General features: G+C 37.3%; 14 protein-coding genes. 4 read left to right on the top strand and 10 right to left on the bottom strand.

The genetic code is table 11. From position 1 onward, the window contains the following. Nucleotides 1-929 precede the first annotated feature (929 nt). A complete protein-coding gene (locus FLJC2902T_RS07220) occupies nucleotides 930-2,096 on the top strand; it encodes a T9SS type A sorting domain-containing protein (RefSeq protein WP_035677683.1) in 1,167 nt (388 codons plus the stop codon). Nucleotides 2,097-2,389: 293 nt separating this feature from the next. On the opposite strand, the gene miaE is transcribed toward FLJC2902T_RS07220, so the two are convergent. Continuing rightward, on the bottom strand, nucleotides 2,390-2,971 hold the full coding sequence (miaE, locus tag FLJC2902T_RS07215) for a tRNA-(ms[2]io[6]A)-hydroxylase (protein WP_023579143.1): 582 nt from the start codon (nucleotides 2,969-2,971) through the stop codon (nucleotides 2,390-2,392). A 68-nt stretch (nucleotides 2,972-3,039) separates the two neighbouring features. Here miaE and FLJC2902T_RS07210 point away from each other — a divergent pair, with 68 nt between their 5' ends. Next, nucleotides 3,040-4,287, top strand: coding sequence for a glycosyltransferase (locus FLJC2902T_RS07210; protein WP_023579142.1), 1,248 nt, complete (start codon nucleotides 3,040-3,042; stop codon nucleotides 4,285-4,287). A gap of 99 nt (nucleotides 4,288-4,386) precedes the next feature. Here FLJC2902T_RS07210 and FLJC2902T_RS07205 read toward each other — a convergent pair whose 3' ends face one another. The 4 genes from FLJC2902T_RS07205 to FLJC2902T_RS07190 are packed head-to-tail and all read right to left on the bottom strand — an operon-like array spanning nucleotide 4,387 to nucleotide 11,997. Next, nucleotides 4,387-6,360, bottom strand: coding sequence for a DUF3857 domain-containing protein (locus tag FLJC2902T_RS07205; RefSeq protein ID WP_035677679.1), 1,974 nt, complete (start codon nucleotides 6,358-6,360; stop codon nucleotides 4,387-4,389). After that, nucleotides 6,357-8,288 (bottom strand): transglutaminase-like domain-containing protein, encoded by a 1,932-nt coding sequence (locus FLJC2902T_RS07200; RefSeq protein ID WP_035677676.1) that lies wholly within the window; start codon nucleotides 8,286-8,288, stop codon nucleotides 6,357-6,359. Before FLJC2902T_RS07200 ends, FLJC2902T_RS07205 begins: the two co-directional genes overlap by 4 nt. Beyond that, entirely contained in the window at nucleotides 8,263-11,532 is a 3,270-nt protein-coding gene (locus FLJC2902T_RS07195) for a toxin-antitoxin system YwqK family antitoxin (protein WP_023579140.1), read from the bottom strand. The genes FLJC2902T_RS07200 and FLJC2902T_RS07195 overlap by 26 nt, the downstream gene beginning before the upstream one ends. Before the next feature lie 21 nt (nucleotides 11,533-11,553). Beyond that, nucleotides 11,554-11,997, bottom strand: coding sequence for a DUF4268 domain-containing protein (locus FLJC2902T_RS07190; RefSeq protein ID WP_023579139.1), 444 nt, complete (start codon nucleotides 11,995-11,997; stop codon nucleotides 11,554-11,556). A 75-nt stretch (nucleotides 11,998-12,072) separates the two neighbouring features. Between FLJC2902T_RS07190 and FLJC2902T_RS07185 the strand changes: the two genes are divergently transcribed. After that, a complete protein-coding gene (locus FLJC2902T_RS07185) occupies nucleotides 12,073-12,714 on the top strand; it encodes an NUDIX hydrolase (RefSeq protein ID WP_023579138.1) in 642 nt (213 codons plus the stop codon). A 52-nt stretch (nucleotides 12,715-12,766) separates the two neighbouring features. After that, nucleotides 12,767-13,582: a lysophospholipid acyltransferase family protein gene (locus FLJC2902T_RS07180; RefSeq protein ID WP_023579137.1), complete on the top strand. Its 816-nt coding sequence runs from the start codon at nucleotides 12,767-12,769 to the stop codon at nucleotides 13,580-13,582. 62 nt (nucleotides 13,583-13,644) lie between these two features. Here FLJC2902T_RS07180 and FLJC2902T_RS07175 read toward each other — a convergent pair whose 3' ends face one another. The 5 genes from FLJC2902T_RS07175 to FLJC2902T_RS07155 form a co-directional block, all read right to left on the bottom strand. Continuing rightward, nucleotides 13,645-14,481, bottom strand: coding sequence for a GIN domain-containing protein (locus FLJC2902T_RS07175; protein WP_023579136.1), 837 nt, complete (start codon nucleotides 14,479-14,481; stop codon nucleotides 13,645-13,647). A gap of 48 nt (nucleotides 14,482-14,529) precedes the next feature. Next, entirely contained in the window at nucleotides 14,530-15,261 is a 732-nt protein-coding gene (locus FLJC2902T_RS15775; protein ID WP_245594746.1) for an OmpA family protein, read from the bottom strand. Between the two features lie 210 nt (nucleotides 15,262-15,471). Next, the gene (locus FLJC2902T_RS07165; RefSeq protein ID WP_023579134.1) at nucleotides 15,472-17,715 is read right to left on the bottom strand and encodes a M1 family metallopeptidase; all 2,244 of its coding nucleotides are present in this window, start codon (nucleotides 17,713-17,715) and stop codon (nucleotides 15,472-15,474) included. A 230-nt stretch (nucleotides 17,716-17,945) separates the two neighbouring features. Next, nucleotides 17,946-18,686 (bottom strand): head GIN domain-containing protein, encoded by a 741-nt coding sequence (locus tag FLJC2902T_RS07160; RefSeq protein ID WP_023579133.1) that lies wholly within the window; start codon nucleotides 18,684-18,686, stop codon nucleotides 17,946-17,948. A gap of 2 nt (nucleotides 18,687-18,688) precedes the next feature. Further along, complete coding sequence (locus tag FLJC2902T_RS07155) at nucleotides 18,689-20,416, bottom strand: PspC domain-containing protein (protein WP_023579132.1); 1,728 nt, start codon at nucleotides 20,414-20,416, stop codon at nucleotides 18,689-18,691. Nucleotide 20,417 lies beyond the last annotated feature (1 nt).

The following is a 20,417-nucleotide window of genomic DNA, read 5'->3' as shown; positions in this document are numbered from 1 at the left end:
GAGGGGTTTTTTGTTTTATATTGGTTTTATTTTTAGGAAAAATAAAGGTAAAATCAATGCAATCCTGTGGGATTAGTGGCTTTCTTTTGAAAACTATTTCATTCAACAATGAGGGTTTTTTGTTTTATATCGGTTTTATTTTAAAAAAAATAAAGGTAAAATAGGTGCAATCCTGTGGGATTAGCGACTTTCTTTTAAAAATACTTCATTCAACAATGAGGTTTTTTGTTTTATATCGGTTTTATTTTAAAAAAAATAAAGGTAAAATAGGTGCAATCCTATGGGAGTAGTGGCTTTCTTTTGAATTACTTCATTCAACAATGAGGTTTTTTGTTTTATATAGGTTTTATTTTTAGAAAAAATAAAGGTAAAATCGGTGCAATCCTATGGGAGTATTGGCTTTCTTTTGAAATACTTCATTCAATAATGTGGTTTTTGTTTTATATCGGTTTTATTTTTAGAAAAAATAAAGGTAAAATCAATGCAATCCTGTGGGAGAGTAAGCGGATGCTTTTTTTGTTTTGGACCTTTCCGTTTTTAATGAATTGAGAAACATAAGAAATTCTATATGTGCATTACACTTTCTGCAGCAATTACTAATTAATGGTGGTTTTTTGTTTTGTAAAAGTTATTGCTAAATAGCTTATGAGCACTTCAATTCAAATGATAAATTACTGATAATCAGCAATTTGCATTAATGAGTAAAAATAATTTCACTAACTTTACCTAATTTCTAAAACTACTATTGCACTTCCAAATCCAAATAGGTTTAGTTTAGTGTTTATTGTTTTGTCTTGCTGTTTTTGCAACAATTTACATTAAATGAATGCGAGGTTTTACTTGTAGCCTGAGACACTGTTATGTGGATGTGAATGTCCTTAAAGAGACTATCTCTATTGTCAATAGACGGATTTTAAGTAAAAAGTAAAATGAAAATAGTAAATACGTTGGAATTAAAAAAAAATAGCATAGGAAGTCTTGTGTTATTTTTGATATGCATGATGTTGACTTTACAACTCTCCGGTCAGAACCTTCAGATGGTTTTAACTGAAACCTGGAACAATCCCAATTGGACAAATGCTGTACGATCATTGAACACATATGATGGTAGCAATTATTTGACAACTACGACAAACCAAAGTTGGGATACAGGTACAATGTCATGGATTAATGCTAGTCGACTTCAATTTCTTAATAATGCTGATGGGACTGTAAATCAGATGATCATGCAATTATGGAATCCCGGAAGTAGTGGATGGGACAATTTTTATAGAACAACTTATACCTATACTGCCGTAAAAAAAGTGCTTACGGCAGTTTCCGAGAGTTGGATCCCGGTGCTTAGTACTTGGATGCTGAGTACCAGAGAATCAAATACGTATGATGCGAGCAATTATTTAACGAATGGGTTATTCCAAACGTGGGATCCTGTCTCCAGCAGTTGGAAAAACAGTTCGCAATCGAATTACACCAATAACGCTAACGGATCAGTGAATCAGGTTATTACACAAACATGGAATGCTGCCGGTGCGGGTTCTTGGGTAAATTCTGCAAAAACAAATTATACTTATAATGTAGGAAATAAAATCACACTTACAGTTACCCAAACCTGGAATGGGGCTAGTTGGGTTAATGAAACGCAGACGATTAATAATTACAATGCAAGTAATTATATAATCCATTCACTGATGCAAAATTGGAATGGAAGTGCCTGGGTAGACGACCAACAGAATAATTATACAAACAACGCTAATGGAACCCCTTTTCAGGTAGTCAATCAATTGTGGGGAACTCCTGTAGCAGGGATGTGGAACAATAATTTGCGATTTACATATACCTATGGTTCTTTGGCTGTCTCCGATTTTGATTATCACAATGTAATCGTCTATCCAAACCCCTCTTATGAGTATCTGATGATTAGTGGGGATTTTTCTGATCTGAAGTACGTTATTTCCGATCTGTCCGGGAAATGGATTCAGAACGGGGTTTTGGAAAATGAAAAAGCGTTTATAGATATGAATGCGTTGCAAAGTGGGATGTATTTTATTCATCTTGGGGAAGAGAACAGTAGGGTTATTAAAATATTTAAGAACTAAAGGGTACGGATAAGGAAATTAAGTTTACCGTAAAAAGTAGGACTATTTTAAATCCTCATCATTCTTTTGATGAGGATTTTTTGCGACAAGTTTTATATTACGATTGCTAATCGACACTATACTTTCATGACTAGCCCTGATTGCAGTGGAAATCTCCCGCCACTGTTAAAAGTGGTAGGAGATTGAAGCGTAAAGCAGGAAAAGGGATGGCAAGTAAAGACCATCCCGATAGCTATCGGGACATTCGCTCCAAATAAAAAACCAATCCGTAATAATGAATTGGTTTTTGTGTTTTATCCGTGAACAGTTTCCTGTTTCCCGTAATTGGTGATGATACTCGCTTCGTAGTCCAACCACTCTTTCCAGCGTTGGTCGACGTCGACTCTATCTGAATATTTTTTGGCCAGTTTCAAAAAGGTAGTGTAATGACCGGCTTCGCTAACCATTAGATCATGATAGAATTTCGCCAATTCCTCATCTTTGATGTTTTGGGAAAGGACTCTGAACCGTTCGCAACTTCGGGCTTCAATCATCGCTGCAAAAAGTAAACGCTCAATTAACGAATCGTTCCGGCTGCCGTCTTTTTTTGAAAACTTGAAAAGTTCACTTACGTAATTATCTTTCCGCTCGCGGCCTAGGGTTAGTCCGCGTTCCTTGATGATTTCGTGAACCATCTGAAAATGCTCCAGTTCCTCACGGGCAATGCGTATCATTTCGGTAACCAATTCTTCGTTTTCAGAATTTTGTGCGATAATGTGAATCGCATTGGTGGCTGCCTTTTGCTCACACCAGGCGTGATCGGTTAATATTTCTTCAATATTCGATTCTACGATATTTACCCAACGCGGGTCGGTAGCTAATTTTAAACCTAACATTCTGCATTATTTTAGACAAAATTAAGCTCTTTTTTGGATTTGTAACCCAAGGCGGAGTATTTTTGGACATGCAGAATAAAAAACTCTTAATTATCAGTTCGGTTTGGGTGGAACCTACCTCTTCCGCTGCCGGAAGCCGGATGTTGCAGCTGATTTATTTTTTTCAGTCGTGTGGATTTGAAATCACGTACGCCAGTACATCGGTAAGTTCTGATTTTGCTTTTGATCTGACGAAAATTGGTGTGTCTTGTCAACTTGTGAAGATGAATGATAGTACTTTTAATGCGTTTGTCTCTGATTTACAACCAGATGTTGTGCTTTTCGACCGTTTTATGGTAGAAGAACAATTTGGCTGGCGGGTTTCCGAATCCTGTCCGGACGCTATTCGTCTCTTGGATACCGAAGATTTACACTGTTTACGGGATGCAAGAAAGGAGGCTTATAGGAAGCAAATCGAATTTTCTGAAACGATGCTTTTTTCGGATGTTGCCAAAAGAGAAATTGCCAGTATTTACCGTTCTGACCTGACGCTGATGATTTCCGAAGTTGAGATGGAGCTGTTGCAGTCATTTTTTAAAGTGGATCAGGGTTTATTGTTTTATCTTCCGATTTTGGTGAATGAATCCAAAGCGGATGAACTTTTCGAAAAATCAGCATTCGAAGAACGAACCGATTTCGTTTTCATCGGAAACTTTCTGCACGAGCCAAATTGGAATTGCGTTCAGGTTTTAAAATCGGAAATTTGGCCGGTTTTGAGTAAAAAACTACCCAAAGCCAATCTGTTAATTTACGGCGCTTATCCTTCACATAAAGTACATCAGCTGAATAATCCGAAAGAGCGATTTTTTATAAAAGGTCGTGCTGAAAGCGCTGCAGAAGTGATTCAGAGTGCAAGGGTTTTATTAGCACCCATTCGTTTCGGAGCCGGAATAAAAGGGAAATTACTGGAAGCGATGCTTTACGGAACGCCATCAGTTACGACTTCAATCGGGGCAGAAGCCATGCATGGTGATTTGCCGTGGAATGGTTTTATCGAGGATACTAACGAGGGTTTTATCGAAAGAGCAGTCGAATTGTATGCCAATCCGTCAATCTGGGAAACAGCCCGACAACATGGTTTAGAAATCATACGAAAACGGTTTTCCGAAGCTGATTTTTTAAGCGGATTGCAAGCTGAAATTGATTATCTGATGTCAAATATTGAAGTTCACCGACAGCAAAATTTTATTGGGGCTTTGCTGCAACATCATACCTTGCAGAGTACGAGGTATATGTCGAAATATATTGAAGCCAAGAATGCTAATGAGGTGAAATGAAAAAGCTGCCATTCCGACTGGAAAAAGAAATCAAAAAATATTGGTTTAACATTAGGTGATTTCTACAGTCTCCGGAATGACAGCTTCTTTGTCAGTTTCTTATTTTTGGGTAAGAATTAAAACAAGTTTGTTGAAGTCTGCAGCAGCATTTATTACTGTTTTGTATTCTTCAAACTTCTCTAACGGATAGTTGACAATATTATAAAACTCAGTGTTTTCTATGGTTAGCTGATTCTCTGTTTTGGTGTAGGTACTCTTAAACTGGGCTTCCGTCTTGTTGTTTAGAACCAGTGATTTGTCCATATTTATCTTATCCATATTTTTTGTATCCACGTTTGGCGGTAAGATAACCTTAATTTTTCGAGTATAAGCATGTGGATACTGTAGCTCTACCGGCAGTAATCTTTTATTTTGCTGGTAAAGTTCCATTTGTTTTCCGATTACCAAACCTAATGACAGCAGGTAATTGTTTCCAGCTTTCTGAACCAACTCATTACCGGCATACTTGAATTCCAAAAGGAAAGGATTTTTCCCCACATTGGCTGTACCTTCATTTGCGGTTTTGAAGTTTTCGTTCTCTTTTTTATTGGTGTAATTTTCGATAACCGAATTAAAAATCGTTTTGTAATCGTCATTGGAAACATAATCTTTTATCGGTTGCAAATTCATGGCAGAGTAGCCTCCGTATGAAAACTCGGAACTCACCGTGGGATTTTCTATGTCTTTTGATAAATCGATGGTGATTTCCATAATATCGGTTGTTAATTCCGTACCGGGAAGGGCTATGAATTTAATTTCACTGACAGCCATTTTAACACCTGCGAATTCTTTCGATTTAATGAATAAGCCGTTATTGTTTCCTAATTGGGCAGGGAACAACGGAATTCTGTATTCGACTTCTGTCGGCGTAATGTATTTGTCCACAGTCGGGAAATAGAATAGTAACTCATTCAGGTTTTCGTAGCTTTCAAAATCCTTGTCGAATGGAATTCCGAATCGTTCCGAAGTCAGTACGGTATTGTTTTCAATTTTGAAATAATCAAAAACCGCAATGTAAAGCCTTAAGATATCAAATTGATTGGCTTGTTTGGTTTTGATTACCTCACTTATCGTGTTTTTGTTGTCGATATATCTGTCATACGTGATGGTTTTCTTAACCTTGTCTTCAATATTCCAGATTAACTCCTTAGTTTCTTTTGAACTTGCGATAGTCTTGCAAAATTCCGAAATAGCTTTGGTGTCTTTCTTGTCTAAAGGCTGGTGCAAACGGTCAAAAATATTCGAAGCGAAGGTTTTGTAATTGTACAGGTTTTTCGAGCCGTTGTACAGATTTTCATCCAATTTGTAACGAATCATTTTTAAGGCCGCAGTTCTGTTCGAGTATTCCTCGTTTTTTTCAAGTGCCGGAATATCGTTTTCTGTCAGTGTAATGACTTTTTTCGACTCATACTTTTCCTCATCGGTTGTGACATCCTTTAAACCGTTATACGTTTTGGTTTTGAAAATAAGATGCTCCGGATAGATAAGTTCAAAAGACATTTTAGCGATAACATATTCATCCTGAATTTTTACGGTATTACCATCCAAATCGGGAACTTCTTCCAGAATGAAGAACTTCTCGATTATCGCCCCTTTTTCCAAACCGGTAATGGCAAAATAATTGTATTTGATGTTTCTTTCCTCGTCAATTTCTTCCTTGATGTCGTTGTTGTTAAGGGTGACAACTTTACCGTTTTTCAAAAAGACACGCACTTTCTTTTCCAATAAGTTTTCGTTACCGGTATGCGGAATGTAAACCCTGTTGTTTCTTTCAATTGCGTCGTCTGTGTTAACTGCGACTTTTTCGTGAAACAGGTAAAATTGTTTTGCAGCGCCCTTATCGTTTAATAATTCGATTTTTATATCCCGTTCAAGAACTACCTCATTTAAGGTTTTATATTTTTCCGGTATTTCAACAGCGGTTAGTTTCTCATCCCAGTTGTAGTTTTTAAAAGTATATTCCTGTGCGTTACCAGTATAGGTAAACAGGAAAAACACAAATGGAAGTGTTGCTTTCAGAAGGATTTTTTTCATTTTTTTGATTTAAGGATTATCGACTCGTTATAGGCTTTTTTAAGATTTTTTACGGATTGGTTCCAAAGATCTTTTTCGGATTTGTCGAACAATATTTTTTTAATTTTAATTTTCGTGGTCAGGATGATTTTAGTATCCTTTTGTTCGTAATTAATTTCCACTTCCATTAAGTCATTATTGAAAACCGTGTTTTTCGGCAGATAGGAAACCGTGTATTCTTTAGGAATTTCCAACTCATAGACAGCGTTGTTGTAGGTTAAGAAATCCAATTCGATCTTATATTTCCTGTCTTCTTCCAAAAGCAGGCTTTCATAGGCTTTGTCCAAATTTAAATTCACAAATATTTCGTTATCGACCTTAAGAACATAATTTTCCAGTTGGAAATCGTAATTGATTTCGTAAGGCTTGTCTTTGTCGCTGATGTTGTTTTCCGCGAATTCCTTCAGATTAAATTTATTGTTTCCTTTCAGTACAAGGCTTTTTATCATCTCAAAGCGGGTTTTGCCGGTTGCGTCCCCAATCTGAGCGAGATAATGCCCTTTGTTATAACCGAAGAAACTTATGGATCCGTTACCGGAAAGCACATCGTTGTCTATTTTCAGTTTAAGTGTTTCTCGGACTTCGTTTTTGGCGGAAGTGACAATCGGTACAGAAACCACTTTAAAGGTTCCGTTTTCATCTATCAGGGCTTCTTTTCCCTGTATAAAAGATGAAGGAGTTCCGAACTCGGTTTCCTTATCGGTTCCATCAAGGAAAATATAGTCATTTCCTCTTTTGTAAGTTGCTATCATGTGATCGTCGACAGCAGGCGTTGCCAAATCCGAATAAGAATACGGAATGTTCCTCGTTCCGATCCATGTGATGTAAACCGTATTGATGTTTGCCAACCTTGACATAGCGGTAATAATGCTTGCCATATCCTTGCAGTCACCAAATTTCCTTTCAAATACAAGTTTTGCTTCCCTCGGAATAAAGCCTTCATATCCCTGCTCAAAAGCCACATATTTGATATTGTCCTTAACCCAATAGTAAATGCTTTTCACCTTTTCGCTTTCACTTGTTTTGCCTTCGGTTATTTTCTCAACTAACGATTTTAAGGCTGGATCTTCGGTTTTGTTCAGGTTGTTTACAAAGCCACGATAATAGGTGTAGAGTTTTGAAACATCGTCTAAAACATCTGTTTTTTTCCCGTCAACGGTGTAGTCTTTAATGTAAATGTCAATATGCGGAACAAAATACAGAAACCCGGGAGCAAAAGCCTCCGATTTTAAAGGTTTTATGTCTTTAAGCGTCCATTTGTAATAGATTTTACCTTTTTTTTCGGTTTTGGTAAATTCGATTTTATTGTCAGGATCATTAAAAATTTTATAACCGATGGTGATGTTTTTATCGGTTGTGATTTCCAAAGAAGAGTTTTCAATAGGCAAACCGCTCCCGAAAACGAACTTATGTAACAAATGCGGATCCACAAATTCGGTTGTATAGTTCAGCACTTTTTTGGCGCCGGTTTCAAGGTTAGGGAAGATCACCTGCTTTTCCTTTATGGCGCTGTGAAACACATTGCTGTCATCATAAAATTTTTCGCTGATTTGGGTAACTTTTACCTTCTTGTCCTTTCCTTTTTCGGTGATAACGGAATAGGCTTCATAGTCCACTAACTTCACCAGATCGGAATGTGTGAATGATCCTTTGTTGTTATGGATTCCGATATCGGATAAAATCATTGATTCGGATCGGCTGTCCTGAAAGATTTTCAGCTTGTCATCTTCAATCGAAATCTTATAGGATTGGATATCGTTTAAAATGAGTTCATTGTAATCCGGATATTTTACCTTGTACTCTTTTATGGTATTCTGACTGTAGCCATCGATACAGCAGAGTATCATGGCTACAGCAGAAAGGCTATTTAATGATTTGGACCAATTCATTTGTGTCGTATTTTTTTGTTACCACAGGTTTATTGTCTTTGTAAAGAACCACATCACCGTGTAAATTATTGTCTTTATAATTGGCAGTCAGTATTCGGTTACCGTTTTCTGCGAAATATTCCTGTAAACCTTCGAAATCCCCTGATTTTAAACGCTCAACTTTGTATATGTTTCCGTTTGCGTAGTATTCGTAACGTTCGCCTTCGGAAAAGTTTTTCTTGTAAGTGGTTGTTATTTCAGGTTTTCCTTCCGTGTTGTTGATGATGAATTTCCCATTCAGAGCTCCTTTGTCAAGCGTCAGTGTAATAGCCAGTTTTCCGTTAGGATAGTGGGAAGTAATTTCTGCCGATTCCCCGGTAATCTCATGTTTATCATTCAATTGTCCGTCTTTACCTTTTTTAATATAATATTTTGGGGCATTATTCTGATAGCCGACAATCAGGATATCTTCTCCTTTTTGATTGTAATAAGTATAATCGCCCTCCATAAGGTTGTTCAGCTGTGTATACTCGTATACTTTTGATTTATTATGGTAGTATCGGGTTGTTTTTCCGTACTCATCTCCGTAAACGTATTCATCGGCTATTCTTAAATTTCCTGCCAGGTCATATTGTTTGTTAAGTCCGTGAAGTACTCCTGAATAGTAAGGTCTTTCATAGGACAGTTTTCCGGCAGGGCCATAGAATTTCATATAATTGTGGCGCATGCCGTTTACGAATTCCCCTTCCGCAATAAGGTTGTTGTCTTTGTCTTTCTCGATGTATTTACCGTTAAAGTAGCCGTTAACCATGTCGTAGTTTTCTGTTACGGTACCATTGAAAAGTGATACAGTAAGATTGCCGCTGCGGTTTTTGTAATCTAAAGTACTGTTTGGTTCGCCGTTGGTGTCAAATCTTTTGAAAGATGTAATTTCACCATCCTTAAAAGTGGTTTTGGATTTCAGTTTGCCGCTCAGCCAATATTCCGATTTGTCACAGTTGAGTTCGTCATTATCGTAAAAACCTTCTGTTTCGGTGGTTCCGTCAGCAAAAAATGTTTTATAAGGACCGCTTTTTTCGCCGTTTTCAAAATAAATCATCTCATCCTGAATACCGTATTCGTAACTTTCATACAGACCGTTTATCTTATTATCGGCATAATTGGTAATCGAGTTTAATGAACCGTCTCTGTTGTAGTTATAGGTTACGCCCTCCTGAGTTCCTTTGTTGTAGGTTTCCTTGAATTTGACTACACCGTTGGAGAACTTTTGCTCCCATGTTTTGTTTTTGAACCCTTTTTCAAATTCACCGGTGATTATAACCTCTCCGTTGAAATTTCTGAATTGTACCGGTTTTTTGTTAATGTTGATTGGAGTGGGTTTCGGATTGTTTTTAGTAAACTGAAACACACTTTTCAATTCATTTTTACGGTACTTTCCTTCGAAGTATTTGTTTTCGTTTTCATCAAAATAGGAATACACTTCTGATTCTCCTTTATCAGTATAGATGCCTTCTTTCGATTTTTTTCCGGTAGGATAATATTCTGTTGTTTTCAGAAGATCTCCGTTTTCATAGGTGTTTTCTTCTTCGATACTTCCGTTGTTGAAATATTTTTTAGAAACGCCGTTGGCCTTTCCGTTCACGTATGTTATTTCGGATTTGATATCCTTTTTGCTGAAATAAGTAGTGTATTTTCCGTTCAGTTCTCCGTTAGCGTAAGTTCCTTCTTCCTCAATATCACCCACTTCGTTGTACTTGATGTATTGACCGTCAACTTTTCCTTCCTTATAAGAAATGGAAGATTTTACCTTGCCATTGGGATAATAACAGGTTAATATGCCGTTTTCTTTCCCGTCGTTAAAGTTCAGTTCGCAATATTTCCCCCCGTTTATATGATAAGTCGAGGAAACTCCTTCTAATTTATCATCTTTATAGTTTTCGATGGTACTGATATTTCCGTTTTCGAAATATTCTGTTTTTTTACCTTCCAGTTTGTTGTTGATATAGGTTCTTTCCTCAATAAGTTGTCCTTTACTGTTAAAGTATTTCTGAACACCTTCCGAAAGATCATTTTTAAAATTCAGTTCGCCGGAAACGTTACCGTATTCGTCAAGCAACTTGAATTTTCCTTCTTTTTTACCGTCAACATAGGTCCCCACCACATAAGGAACATTGTCTTTCAGGTACACCAAAACCTCTTTCGTTTCTCCGAAATGTTCTGTTTTTCGCGTAGCAAACATTCTCCAGAAATCCGTTTCGATGTATTTCTGCTGAAAGCCCTGAATTTCTTTTTTGTGGGAAGTCAGTTTTTTGCCCAAATCGTCTTCCAGACTCAATAAGATATAATAGGAAAGTCCTTCAAAATAATTCTTTTCGGCAATGTCTTTAATCCAGGGAAGATAAGTGCTTTCGAAAAAGCCATCACCGGATTTATGCTCTTTTGTGTATTCAACAACTGCCTGAACCTGACGGATTACGATATCGTCAAAGTCAGATTTTACCTTGTAAGCTTTTTTTAATGGCAGTTGATTTCTTAAAATAACATCGATTTCCTCAAAATTGTCACCCGATTTCGAAAAAACAAGTTTGCCTTTTTCCAGATAATTTTCACCGAATTTTTTGTTCAGTTTTAATACCGCTTCTTTGGCGTATTTTCCGTCAGGTGCCAATGTGATGTAACTCAGCAATGCCAGGGTTCCTTCAGTGATGTTACCGTTTTCAAGAGCTAAAAATCCCAGGAAATAATGAGCCGAAGCATGATTCGGATTTTTAACAATCACTTTTTTAAGCAATTCGATACTCTTTTGTGATTCTTCTTTTCGGATATAAAGAATGGCAAAATTATAGAGAAAATTGGAGGAATTACCCAGAAGTTTTTCTCCTTCGAGGAAGATTTTTTCGGCCTCGTCGTAACGTTTGGCATCACTTAAATAATTACCGTACAGCGTATATAAATTAGGCGATTTTTCAAACTGATTTTTTTGTTGTAAATCGTTCATCAGTTTTTCAAATTCCTCGTTTTTTTTCATGGCATAAAGCGATAGTGCTTTTTCATACTGCGCATCCAGAAACCGTGGATCGGTTTTTTCTATTTTATCAAATTCCTTAATCGATTCATCATATTTTTGGCTCTCATACAGAGAAATTCCCTTTTTTATGATGGAATCATTCTGATAGACAAAGGAATAGTCTTTATGCGAATAAGCACTTTGCGAATAAACACCCGAGGAAGAACCCAATAGCAGGGCGATGATTAATTTTCTCATTTATATGGCTGGTTTTTGGTTTTAAGTGTTGATTTCCAGATCACGTATATAATCTTCGTATTCATAAAAAAAGCGTTCGAAGGCATCCATCTTTTCGTTGAAGAAGTCGAAAATGTCATTCCATGAGGCTTTGTTGAACAAACTGATTCCGTTTTTTTCGACCCATATCTTACTAATGCACTTTCCGGTTTCAAGGTAGAAGTTTCTTTCAAAGACGGCATCATCAAGGTATTCTTCCAATAGGATGGTTTTCAGTGATTCGATTTTCTCGTAGTATATTTTTCTTTTTTCCTCGTCCTTGGGTTCGATGTCGATTAAAACCTGTGCCTTTTTATTGTCTACATAAAACTTAAACGTGAAATCCTTTATTTTGGTGTCATACAGCATCCATTTTCGGGGATAGGCCTCTGCGAAAGCTGTCCAGAATTCTTTTTTTATTTGTTGTGCTTCTTCTTTGCTAAACATCTTTCTTTTAATATAAGTTTGTTAAAACTAATTTTTGGGGTAACTTTATAGTTGGTTGATAAAAAAATAAATATAATGGATTTTTCTGATTTTTTGAAATACATTCCAAAAATAGAAAAAGAAAAGTTGCCATCTGTGGAAGCGCACCTTAAAATGGCGCCTCTTGAGAGAATTTCTTCACTTTCTTCAAAGGAGTATTTGGACAAAGACCCCCGAAAGGCTGCTGTCATGATGCTTTTATACCCCAGAAACAAGGAAGTGCATCTGGCTTTGATTGTCAGAAATTCCTATCCGGGAATACATGCTTCCCAAATTGCTTTCCCGGGAGGAAAAGTGGAACCGACGGATATCGATCTTCAATTCACGGCACTTCGGGAAACGCATGAAGAGATAGGAGTGAAGCCTGATGTAATTGAAATAATAAAACCCTTCAGTGAATTGTACATACCTCCCAGTAATTTTCTAGTATCCCCTTTTTTGGGGGTTGTTCATGAAGAAGTTACTTTTTTTCCGAGTCCCTATGAAGTAAAAAGAGTACTTGAATTGCCATTAAGGGATTTATTGGACGACAGCATAATTACCAAAGTCGTTATGTCAACTTCTTATGCCGAAAATATTAAGGTTCCCGTTTTTAATGTGGATAAATATGTGGTTTGGGGAGCCACGGCGATGATGATGAGTGAGCTTAAAGAAACCATCAGAAAAGTATTGTATTAGCACAGTTTTTCTTAAATTTGCAGTCTTTTCCAGGAACTAATGTAAGAATATTATGGGATTGTTTAAAAGAAATCCTTTCGGTCATATACTTTTCATCAAGAAATGGTTAATTCGTGTTTTCGGCGCATTAACACACAGGCGTTACCGCGGTTTCAATGAATTGCATATTGAGGGCTCTGAGATTATAAGAGCGTTACCGGACAGAAATGTACTTTTTATATCAAATCACCAAACGTATTTTGCGGATGTGGTAGCCATGTTTCACGTCTTTAACGCCAGTTTGAAAGGGCGTGAAGACAATATTAAAAACGTATTATATCTATGGAATCCAAAGCTGAATATCTATTACGTAGCGGCCAAAGAAACCATGCAGGCAGGATTGTTACCAAGGATTTTATCGTACGTTGGCGCCATCACCGTTGAACGGACCTGGAGAGCAGGAGGAAAGGATGTGGCCGAACACGAGAAGAAAGAAGTAAATCCCAATGATACGGAGAATATTAAAATTGCATTGGCCGACGGTTGGGTAATTACCTTTCCGCAGGGGACAACGAAATCCTTTAAACCGGTCCGAAAAGGGACTGCACATATTATCAAGCAACACAAACCAATAGTGGTTCCGATTGTAATCGATGGTTTTCGACGCTCGTTTGACCGCAAAGGGTTACGGTTAAAGAAAAAAGGGATTTTGCAGTCCTTCATCATTAAGGAGCCGTTGCAAATCGATTATGAGAATGAAACGATTGATGAAATTGTAGAAAAAATTGAATACGCAATCGAACAGCATCCTTCTTTTCTGAAAGTAATCCCGACAGAGGAAATCGATGAAATGAAAGAGTTGGACAGACAACGACAATGGAATTATTAAAATAAAAAAAAAACACCTGTATTTATCATTCAGGTGTTTTTTTATGGCATTGAAGTATTGAGTTATTGCAGCTGCTTCTTGTACAGAATTGCGTTGTCTGCAAAGTTGATCATGTTTACTTTTGGAGCACCGAATAATTGGATTTCCGATTTTCCAGTTGCCGAAATGCTGATGGTTTTACTGGCATTTACATTCGCGTTTGAATAGGATTCGGCAACCAATTCCATGTCCGCCACAATTAGTTTTTTTGCCTCCAGTTTTGAAGTGTTGTCCAAGCGTATTTTTGATTCGGCAGCTTCTCCTTCAACATTGGCGGTTGTTTTCTGATAAAGATCCATTTTTAAATTCTGTGTGGCTACCAGCGCTTTTAATTCGGCATTCTTGCTTAATTCTAAAGTAGCGGATTCCGATTTCACATTTAATTCGGCCTTAGATTTATCATTCATTAACAAGGTGAAATGAGTAGACTTCACGTTTAAATACGATTTGGAATAATCGTAATTTTTTATGGTGATTTCCTTTAATTGTAAATCGGCCAACGAATTCAATTGGGCTTCCTGTTTCAGTGTAATCAATTTCAGATTGTCTGTGTAGGTGACCCTTACGCTGAACTTTTTGGCTCCGGTCACTTCTTTGGTCGAACTAAGGCGCAACGCGTTTCCAACCATTTCATATTTTAAAACATCGTGCAGATTGTCGTCAGCTTCAATCTCAATACCTTGCTTTTCACCTTTTATTAGGAAAATTTCAAGATTGTCTTCAATCTCTAGACTTTCAAAAGACTGCACTTCTTTTTGGGTAACGGTTACAATTTTGGAGCCTTTAATTTTTTCCTTTTTCTGAGCGAAACAAACCGATGTAAGTACTAATGCAATAAGCAGGAAATGTATTTTTTTCATTGGGTTACAATCTTTAGTTTTCACAAATATAATATAAATACTACGCCGTTATTTATCTAGAATTAAAATTTCTACTCTTCGGTTCATTAAAGCTTCATAACCATTATTTTCCGGGATACTATATTTGGGTTTTGAAGAACCATAACCCAGATACTGTAAACGTTCTTCTGAAATTCCCTGTTGAATGAAATAATTTTTAACCGATTTTGCTCTCCTTGAAGACAATTTAAAATCGTCTCTCGGAACGCAACATATATGTCCGATAATAATAATTTTCAGGTTAGGTTTTTGATTTAATAAAGACACCCATTTCAACAGATTTCTTTTTGCAGTGCTAAGCAGAATATCTGAATCAAATTGAAATTCTATTCCTTCTAAGGAAAATAAAGTTGCATTTGGTGTTACTTCTGTAATTTCATTAAGGCTTGATTTTTTTGATAATTTTAATTCATCGAAACGTGTTATTTTTAACGTGTCAATCTTTTCAGAAACGATAAAATCGTTAATGATAAATTCTTCTAAATCGAATTGGTGTTCCTGCACATAATAGATAGTGACTTTCCTGTCTAATGCATTGTCTGATAATTCAGATTCTTTTTCACCTAAGCCAATAGTTTTGAAATCGGCTCTGTATTTTATTCGATTCTCAATAGTTTTTATCAAAAAATCTACTCTTTTTAAAGATAAATTTTTGTTTGATTCGGTAGTTCCTTTTTTATCTGTTGAACCTATAATAGAAAGTATTTTGGAATTTTTATTTGAATCAATCCAATTACTCAATTTGTTTATTTCTTCATTTCTTAATTCGGCTTTATTGTTTTCAAAATAAAACGAAACACTTTCCTGTGAAAACATAACTTGTGAAGATAAGCCGAAAATCAGAAAAAAACAGATGCTTTTCATAGTAAAATTGTTCTTACAAACATAAGTAATAAAAAAAACATCAGCGAATACTGATGTTTTTTATTTTGAATCAAAAAGAATTCTGTATTAATTATCACGGGTAAATTCAAAATTCTGTTCCCCTAATTTCATACTGAGCGCATTTTTGGCTTCGTTAAACTGTACTTCCATTCTGATTTGTTCAAAAACGAATTTGTCTTTTCCTTTGTTTTCCATAGAAACGGGTTGCCTTCCTTCGGAATTAATTATCAGTTCCCCGTTTTCCTGCGTAAATCTGATTTTAATCGGAATTTGTTTGCTTGAGAAGCTTCCGGTGTAAGCGCTTAAATCCGGTGCTTTTTCAATCCCGTTTTTTGCAAGGGTCCAAATATTGTTTGCATCATTAATGTCCGGCATTCTTTTGTCCGGATCAAGTGTGATACTTTCTAATTCTTCTGTCGATTCATGTTTGAAAGTCCACTCCGCATTACGTTGCCAGATATCTACCGGCAGTTTTACTCTGGTAACGGCACCGCTTTTTGTTTTGATGTCCATAACCACAGGCATTGGCATTTTTTCCATATTTACAATGGTGATGAATGCACCTTGTTTAGCATCACCTTTCACATATTTTACTTTTGTGATTCCCTGATCCAATTGCCAGTTGTTTATGAACCAGCTTCTCCAGAACCAGTTCAGATCTTCTCCCGCAACATTTTCGATAGTTCTGAAAAAGTCGTCAGGCATCGGATGTTTGTAAGCCCAGCGTTCTACATAGGTTCTGAAGGCGTAGTCAAATCGCTCACTTCCTAACATTTCACGCAACATGTTCAGTCCTTCTCCCGGTTTATGGTAGGCAAGTAGTCCCAAACGGACTTCTTTTAAATTATCGGGAGCGCTTATAATCGGTTCGATGGCCGGATCGGTTAACGTATGGGCTTCATGGTGCATGTTCCCCTTTTCCTGTTTGTATTCTCCGTTATTGAAATCTTCAGAACTTAGCCCGTTAATGAACGTGTTGAAACCTTCATCCATCCAAGCGAACAAACGCTCATTGGAACCTACAATCATCGGGAACCAGCAGTGTCCGAATTCGTGATCGGTTACACCCCATAAATCTTCCCCTTTGGAACGATACGAACAAAAAACAATTCCGGGATATTCCATTCCGCCTACATTGGAAGCTACATTAACCGCGGCAGGATAGGGGTATTCGAACCATCTTTTAGAATAATTTTCTATGGATGCCTTCGTGTATTCCGTTGAACGCCCCCAGGCTCCGTTTCCGCTGCTTTCCGAAGGATAGGCACTGATGGCTAAGGATTTTTTTCCGCTTGGCAGATTAATTCTTGCAGCATCGATGATGAAAGCGGCCGATGAAGCCCATGATACATCACGTGAATTCTTCATTTTGAATTTCCAGGTTAGCGTCGGTTTTCCCGAAGGTCGTGATGACGGATTTTTAATTTCGTCTTCTGAGCGGATGATTACCGTTTTTTCACTTTGCTTGGCCTGATCCCAACGTTGTTGCTGTTCTGTGGTATATACTTCTTTCGGATTCTGTAAGTCGCCGGAACAAACTACAATATGGCTTGCCGGAGCTGTAATGGCAACATCAAAATCGCCGTACTCAAGATAAAATTCACCAGCGCCCAGATAGGGATGGGTATCCCAACCGCGAACGTCATCATAAACACACATTCTAGGGTACCATTGTGCCACGGAAAATATCTTTCCGTTTTTGGTGTCTAAAACTCCCATTCGGTCCGAACCGTGAATAGGGGATATGAATGAAAAGTTGATTTTTATTTTTACGGAGCCCCCATTAGCACTCAGTTCCTGCGGAAGAATGATTTGCATGCGGGTATCGGTGATGGTATATTTCGCTTCTTTTTCAACGGTTTTTCCATTCTGAATACTGAGAACCGCTACCGATTTTATTTTGTGGCCTCCGTCGAAAGCCTGACCTCTGGCTCCATTTCGGCTTCCTTTTACCGGAATCACGGCGTTTCCGCGCGAATCTTTTTTAAACAGATTCTGATCCAGATGCATCCATAAAAAGTTCATTTTTTCCGGACTGTTGTTGGTGTAGGTCAGAATTTCAGAACCGGTGATTTCGTTGTTTTCTTCGTTTAAAGTTGCCGTTAGACTATAGTCGGCCCTGTTTTGCCAGTATTTTGGTCCGGGTTGTCCGCTGGCTGATCGGGTTTCTGTTCCGTTTTTTGAGTAAAAGTTATTGCCGAAAGCCTCATTGTAATTGTATTTTGAAGTTTTGGCATCCTGAGCATTGGCAATAAAACAGCCCAATAAAAGGGCGCTTATAGAAAATGCTTTTAAAAGATTTTTTTTCATAGATGTAAAATTTATTTGTTAGAGGCCATATATGGTATCGCTTTTTTATCTATTGGTGTTTGATTGTGCAAACTCTTTCTTAATGGCGATTTCATATTTTAAGTTTTCTGATTGTTAAGAATGGTGCGGTTTTGCAATGAATATATAAAAATAAGTAATTTCTGAATATTTGCAAATTTTTCAGAAAAAAAGAGGCTTATAAGAAGCCTCTTAACTATTTGGTTGTTTTTTTATTCTTCACTAACGCTACCACCCGAACTGGTTTGTTTTCGCAGTTGTTGAGGTTTTTTTGTATAGCTCACTGAACTTCCGCTGGAGGCTTTAGCATCTAACAAAAGTATCGGAGCCACGGTTATTGAACTACCGCTGTTGGATTGTGCATCGATTTCATTCGCCATCAGGTTTTCTGCGTTAATCGAACTTCCGCTGGAGGAATGGGCAAAGGTTTTCAGTGCTTTTCCTCTCACGTTTAATTCACTTCCGCTTGTTGATTCACAGGTAATGGTGTCTGATTCGATAGTAACATTCATTTCGCTGCCACTGCTGGTTTTGAGCGCGATGGCATTTCCCTTTAAAGTATTTAATGACTTTAAATTAGAACCGCTTGTGCTTTCCAGGCTAACGATAACCGGCATTTGAACAATGATTTTTTTCGAACTGACGTTTTTGTAGTTACCGTACTCGGAATCGATTTTCAAAACACCGTGATCGACGGTTGTGATAATGCCTTCATGTAAATTGTCATCGGCTTCCACAATTACTGCAAATTTATCCGATTGCTGGATTTCACAGTCTAAACCTTTGGCTACCGTGACTTTGTTAAAACCTGTCAGGTTTCTTGCCTCTTTGGTTACGTTTCCGCTGCCTTTTATACTGTTGCCCAGGCTAACACTTGAGGTACAGGAATTCAGCATGATGGCTGCAAGAGTGGCTATCACCAGCTTCGTGCAAAAAAGAACAACTTTTATCATGACTATTTAGTTTTTACGATTACTCCGTTTTCGTCTACCGTAAGGTTACCCGATTTTTTGGTTTCTGTGCGGATAATTTCTTTTCCGCCAACTTTAACCGTTACCGTTTTAATGGTGTCCTGATCTTTTTCGGTGATGTTCACTATTTCATCATCTTCATCCGACTCGTTTTCTTCAGGGCAGTTCAAACATTTCAATTCGCCTTCCTCCACTTTGTAATTGTAACCTTCCGGTCCGTAGAAGTAATCGAAATCAGCATTATCTCCGTCTAAATAATTAGTAACGTTTTTTTCTGGTGCATAAACAATTCCGTTCGGCAAGTATAAATATACTTCAACTTTTTGATTTCTGATTTTATTTTTCACATCAGTCAGCAAATAATTATCTAAAATTAGCTGATTTCCAACGATTTTGAAATTATATTTGATTTTTTCTGCGCGTTGATTCGCTTCTGCAAAAGATTTTCCGCTGGCGATTTTCTCTACCTGAATGTAAGGATAAGCTTTGTCAGTTGTTTTTAGATGAAGACTTACATTGTTAGAGTAAATCATTTCGTTTCCGGCCGAATCCTGCTTGATTTTTACATCGTATTTGTCTTCAACATCTTTTGAAAAGAAATCGTTGTTAACAAATCGCACTTTTATTGTGTCTGCACTTGTGATCGGAATGTCAACTTTCTGAACTATTTTACCATCCAAAGCCAATTGACCAGCTTCTTTAATGCCTAATGCGATTAAGAAACCTGTAGCGATTAACCATATTGCCAACAAACTGTATTTGGTGATGGTTCCGATTGGTCTTAAGTTGTTGATTAATAATTTCAATCCTAAAATAAGAAGGAAGAAAAGCGGAATACCAACTACTAATAGCAATAACAATCCCTGAATCCAAAATGGTGTTTCGATACCAAGTGGTGTATCGATGAAATCAAAAGCGGCATTTTCAGGTAGCGAAGAAGAGAAAATCATAACAACCGATGCAATGATGATTCCGATTAAGGCGCTTCCTGAGACAATCAGCATGAAAGCTCCAATTAGTTTCGCAATCACTTTAAAGATCGTCATGAAAACATCTTCTATTGATGTAGCTACTTTGTTGGCTCCGTCTCTTGCGCCATCGGCAATTTTTTTATGGTCGATATTGTTGATAGTTTCAGAGATTTCGCCAAAGCCTTCCTTTACTTTTTTCTCGATATTGGAGATGGTGATAGCTTGTCCTGTCATTTCCAGTTTTTCAGCTGTTGTTTTAGCTTCCGGTACTAAAATCCAGAAGATTATGTACGGGATAATTCCAATTCCCCAAGTGAAAAGTAAGATAACCATAATGATTCTTAACCAAAGCGGATCTACTCCAAAATAGTGTCCGAAACCAGCCAATACACCACCTAACATCCCTTTTTCCTTGTCACGGTATAATTTTTTAGAACGTGTGGAAGAAGCGTAAGTGTAGGTTGTCTGCGTTGTTTCGTCTTCAATTCGGTAATCTTCCGGCTGTCCCATTACGGCAATCACCTGGTCGATTTCGGTCAGACTTACAACTTGTTTGTCGTTTGAAAGTTTTTCGGATAACAATTCTGCAATCCTGCTTTCTATGTCGTTCATGATTTCGTCTCTTCCGTCTGGAGAAAGGGAACGTTTTATAGCATCAAAATAGCGACTTAATTTTTGATAGGCGTCTTCATCAATATGAAAAGAAAAACCTCCTAAATTTATACTTACTGTTTTGTTCATG

Source organism: Flavobacterium limnosediminis JC2902 (assembly GCF_000498535.1).
Taxonomy (GTDB): Bacteria; Bacteroidota; Bacteroidia; order Flavobacteriales; family Flavobacteriaceae; genus Flavobacterium; species Flavobacterium limnosediminis.
This window is presented reverse-complemented; position numbering and strand designations above follow the sequence as displayed.

Coding starts and splice junctions, on each gene's coding strand:
- FLJC2902T_RS07220 (WP_035677683.1), top strand. CDS start 930: ATGAAAATAGTAAATACGTTGGAATTAAAAAAAAATAGCATAGGAAGT.
- miaE (WP_023579143.1), bottom strand. CDS start 2,971: ATGTTAGGTTTAAAATTAGCTACCGACCCGCGTTGGGTAAATATCGTA.
- FLJC2902T_RS07210 (WP_023579142.1), top strand. CDS start 3,040: ATGCAGAATAAAAAACTCTTAATTATCAGTTCGGTTTGGGTGGAACCT.
- FLJC2902T_RS07205 (WP_035677679.1), bottom strand. CDS start 6,360: ATGAAAAAAATCCTTCTGAAAGCAACACTTCCATTTGTGTTTTTCCTG.
- FLJC2902T_RS07200 (WP_035677676.1), bottom strand. CDS start 8,288: ATGAATTGGTCCAAATCATTAAATAGCCTTTCTGCTGTAGCCATGATA.
- FLJC2902T_RS07195 (WP_023579140.1), bottom strand. CDS start 11,532: ATGAGAAAATTAATCATCGCCCTGCTATTGGGTTCTTCCTCGGGTGTT.
- FLJC2902T_RS07190 (WP_023579139.1), bottom strand. CDS start 11,997: ATGTTTAGCAAAGAAGAAGCACAACAAATAAAAAAAGAATTCTGGACA.
- FLJC2902T_RS07185 (WP_023579138.1), top strand. CDS start 12,073: ATGGATTTTTCTGATTTTTTGAAATACATTCCAAAAATAGAAAAAGAA.
- FLJC2902T_RS07180 (WP_023579137.1), top strand. CDS start 12,767: ATGGGATTGTTTAAAAGAAATCCTTTCGGTCATATACTTTTCATCAAG.
- FLJC2902T_RS07175 (WP_023579136.1), bottom strand. CDS start 14,481: ATGAAAAAAATACATTTCCTGCTTATTGCATTAGTACTTACATCGGTT.
- FLJC2902T_RS07165 (WP_023579134.1), bottom strand. CDS start 17,715: ATGAAAAAAAATCTTTTAAAAGCATTTTCTATAAGCGCCCTTTTATTG.
- FLJC2902T_RS07160 (WP_023579133.1), bottom strand. CDS start 18,686: ATGATAAAAGTTGTTCTTTTTTGCACGAAGCTGGTGATAGCCACTCTT.
- FLJC2902T_RS07155 (WP_023579132.1), bottom strand. CDS start 20,416: ATGAACAAAACAGTAAGTATAAATTTAGGAGGTTTTTCTTTTCATATT.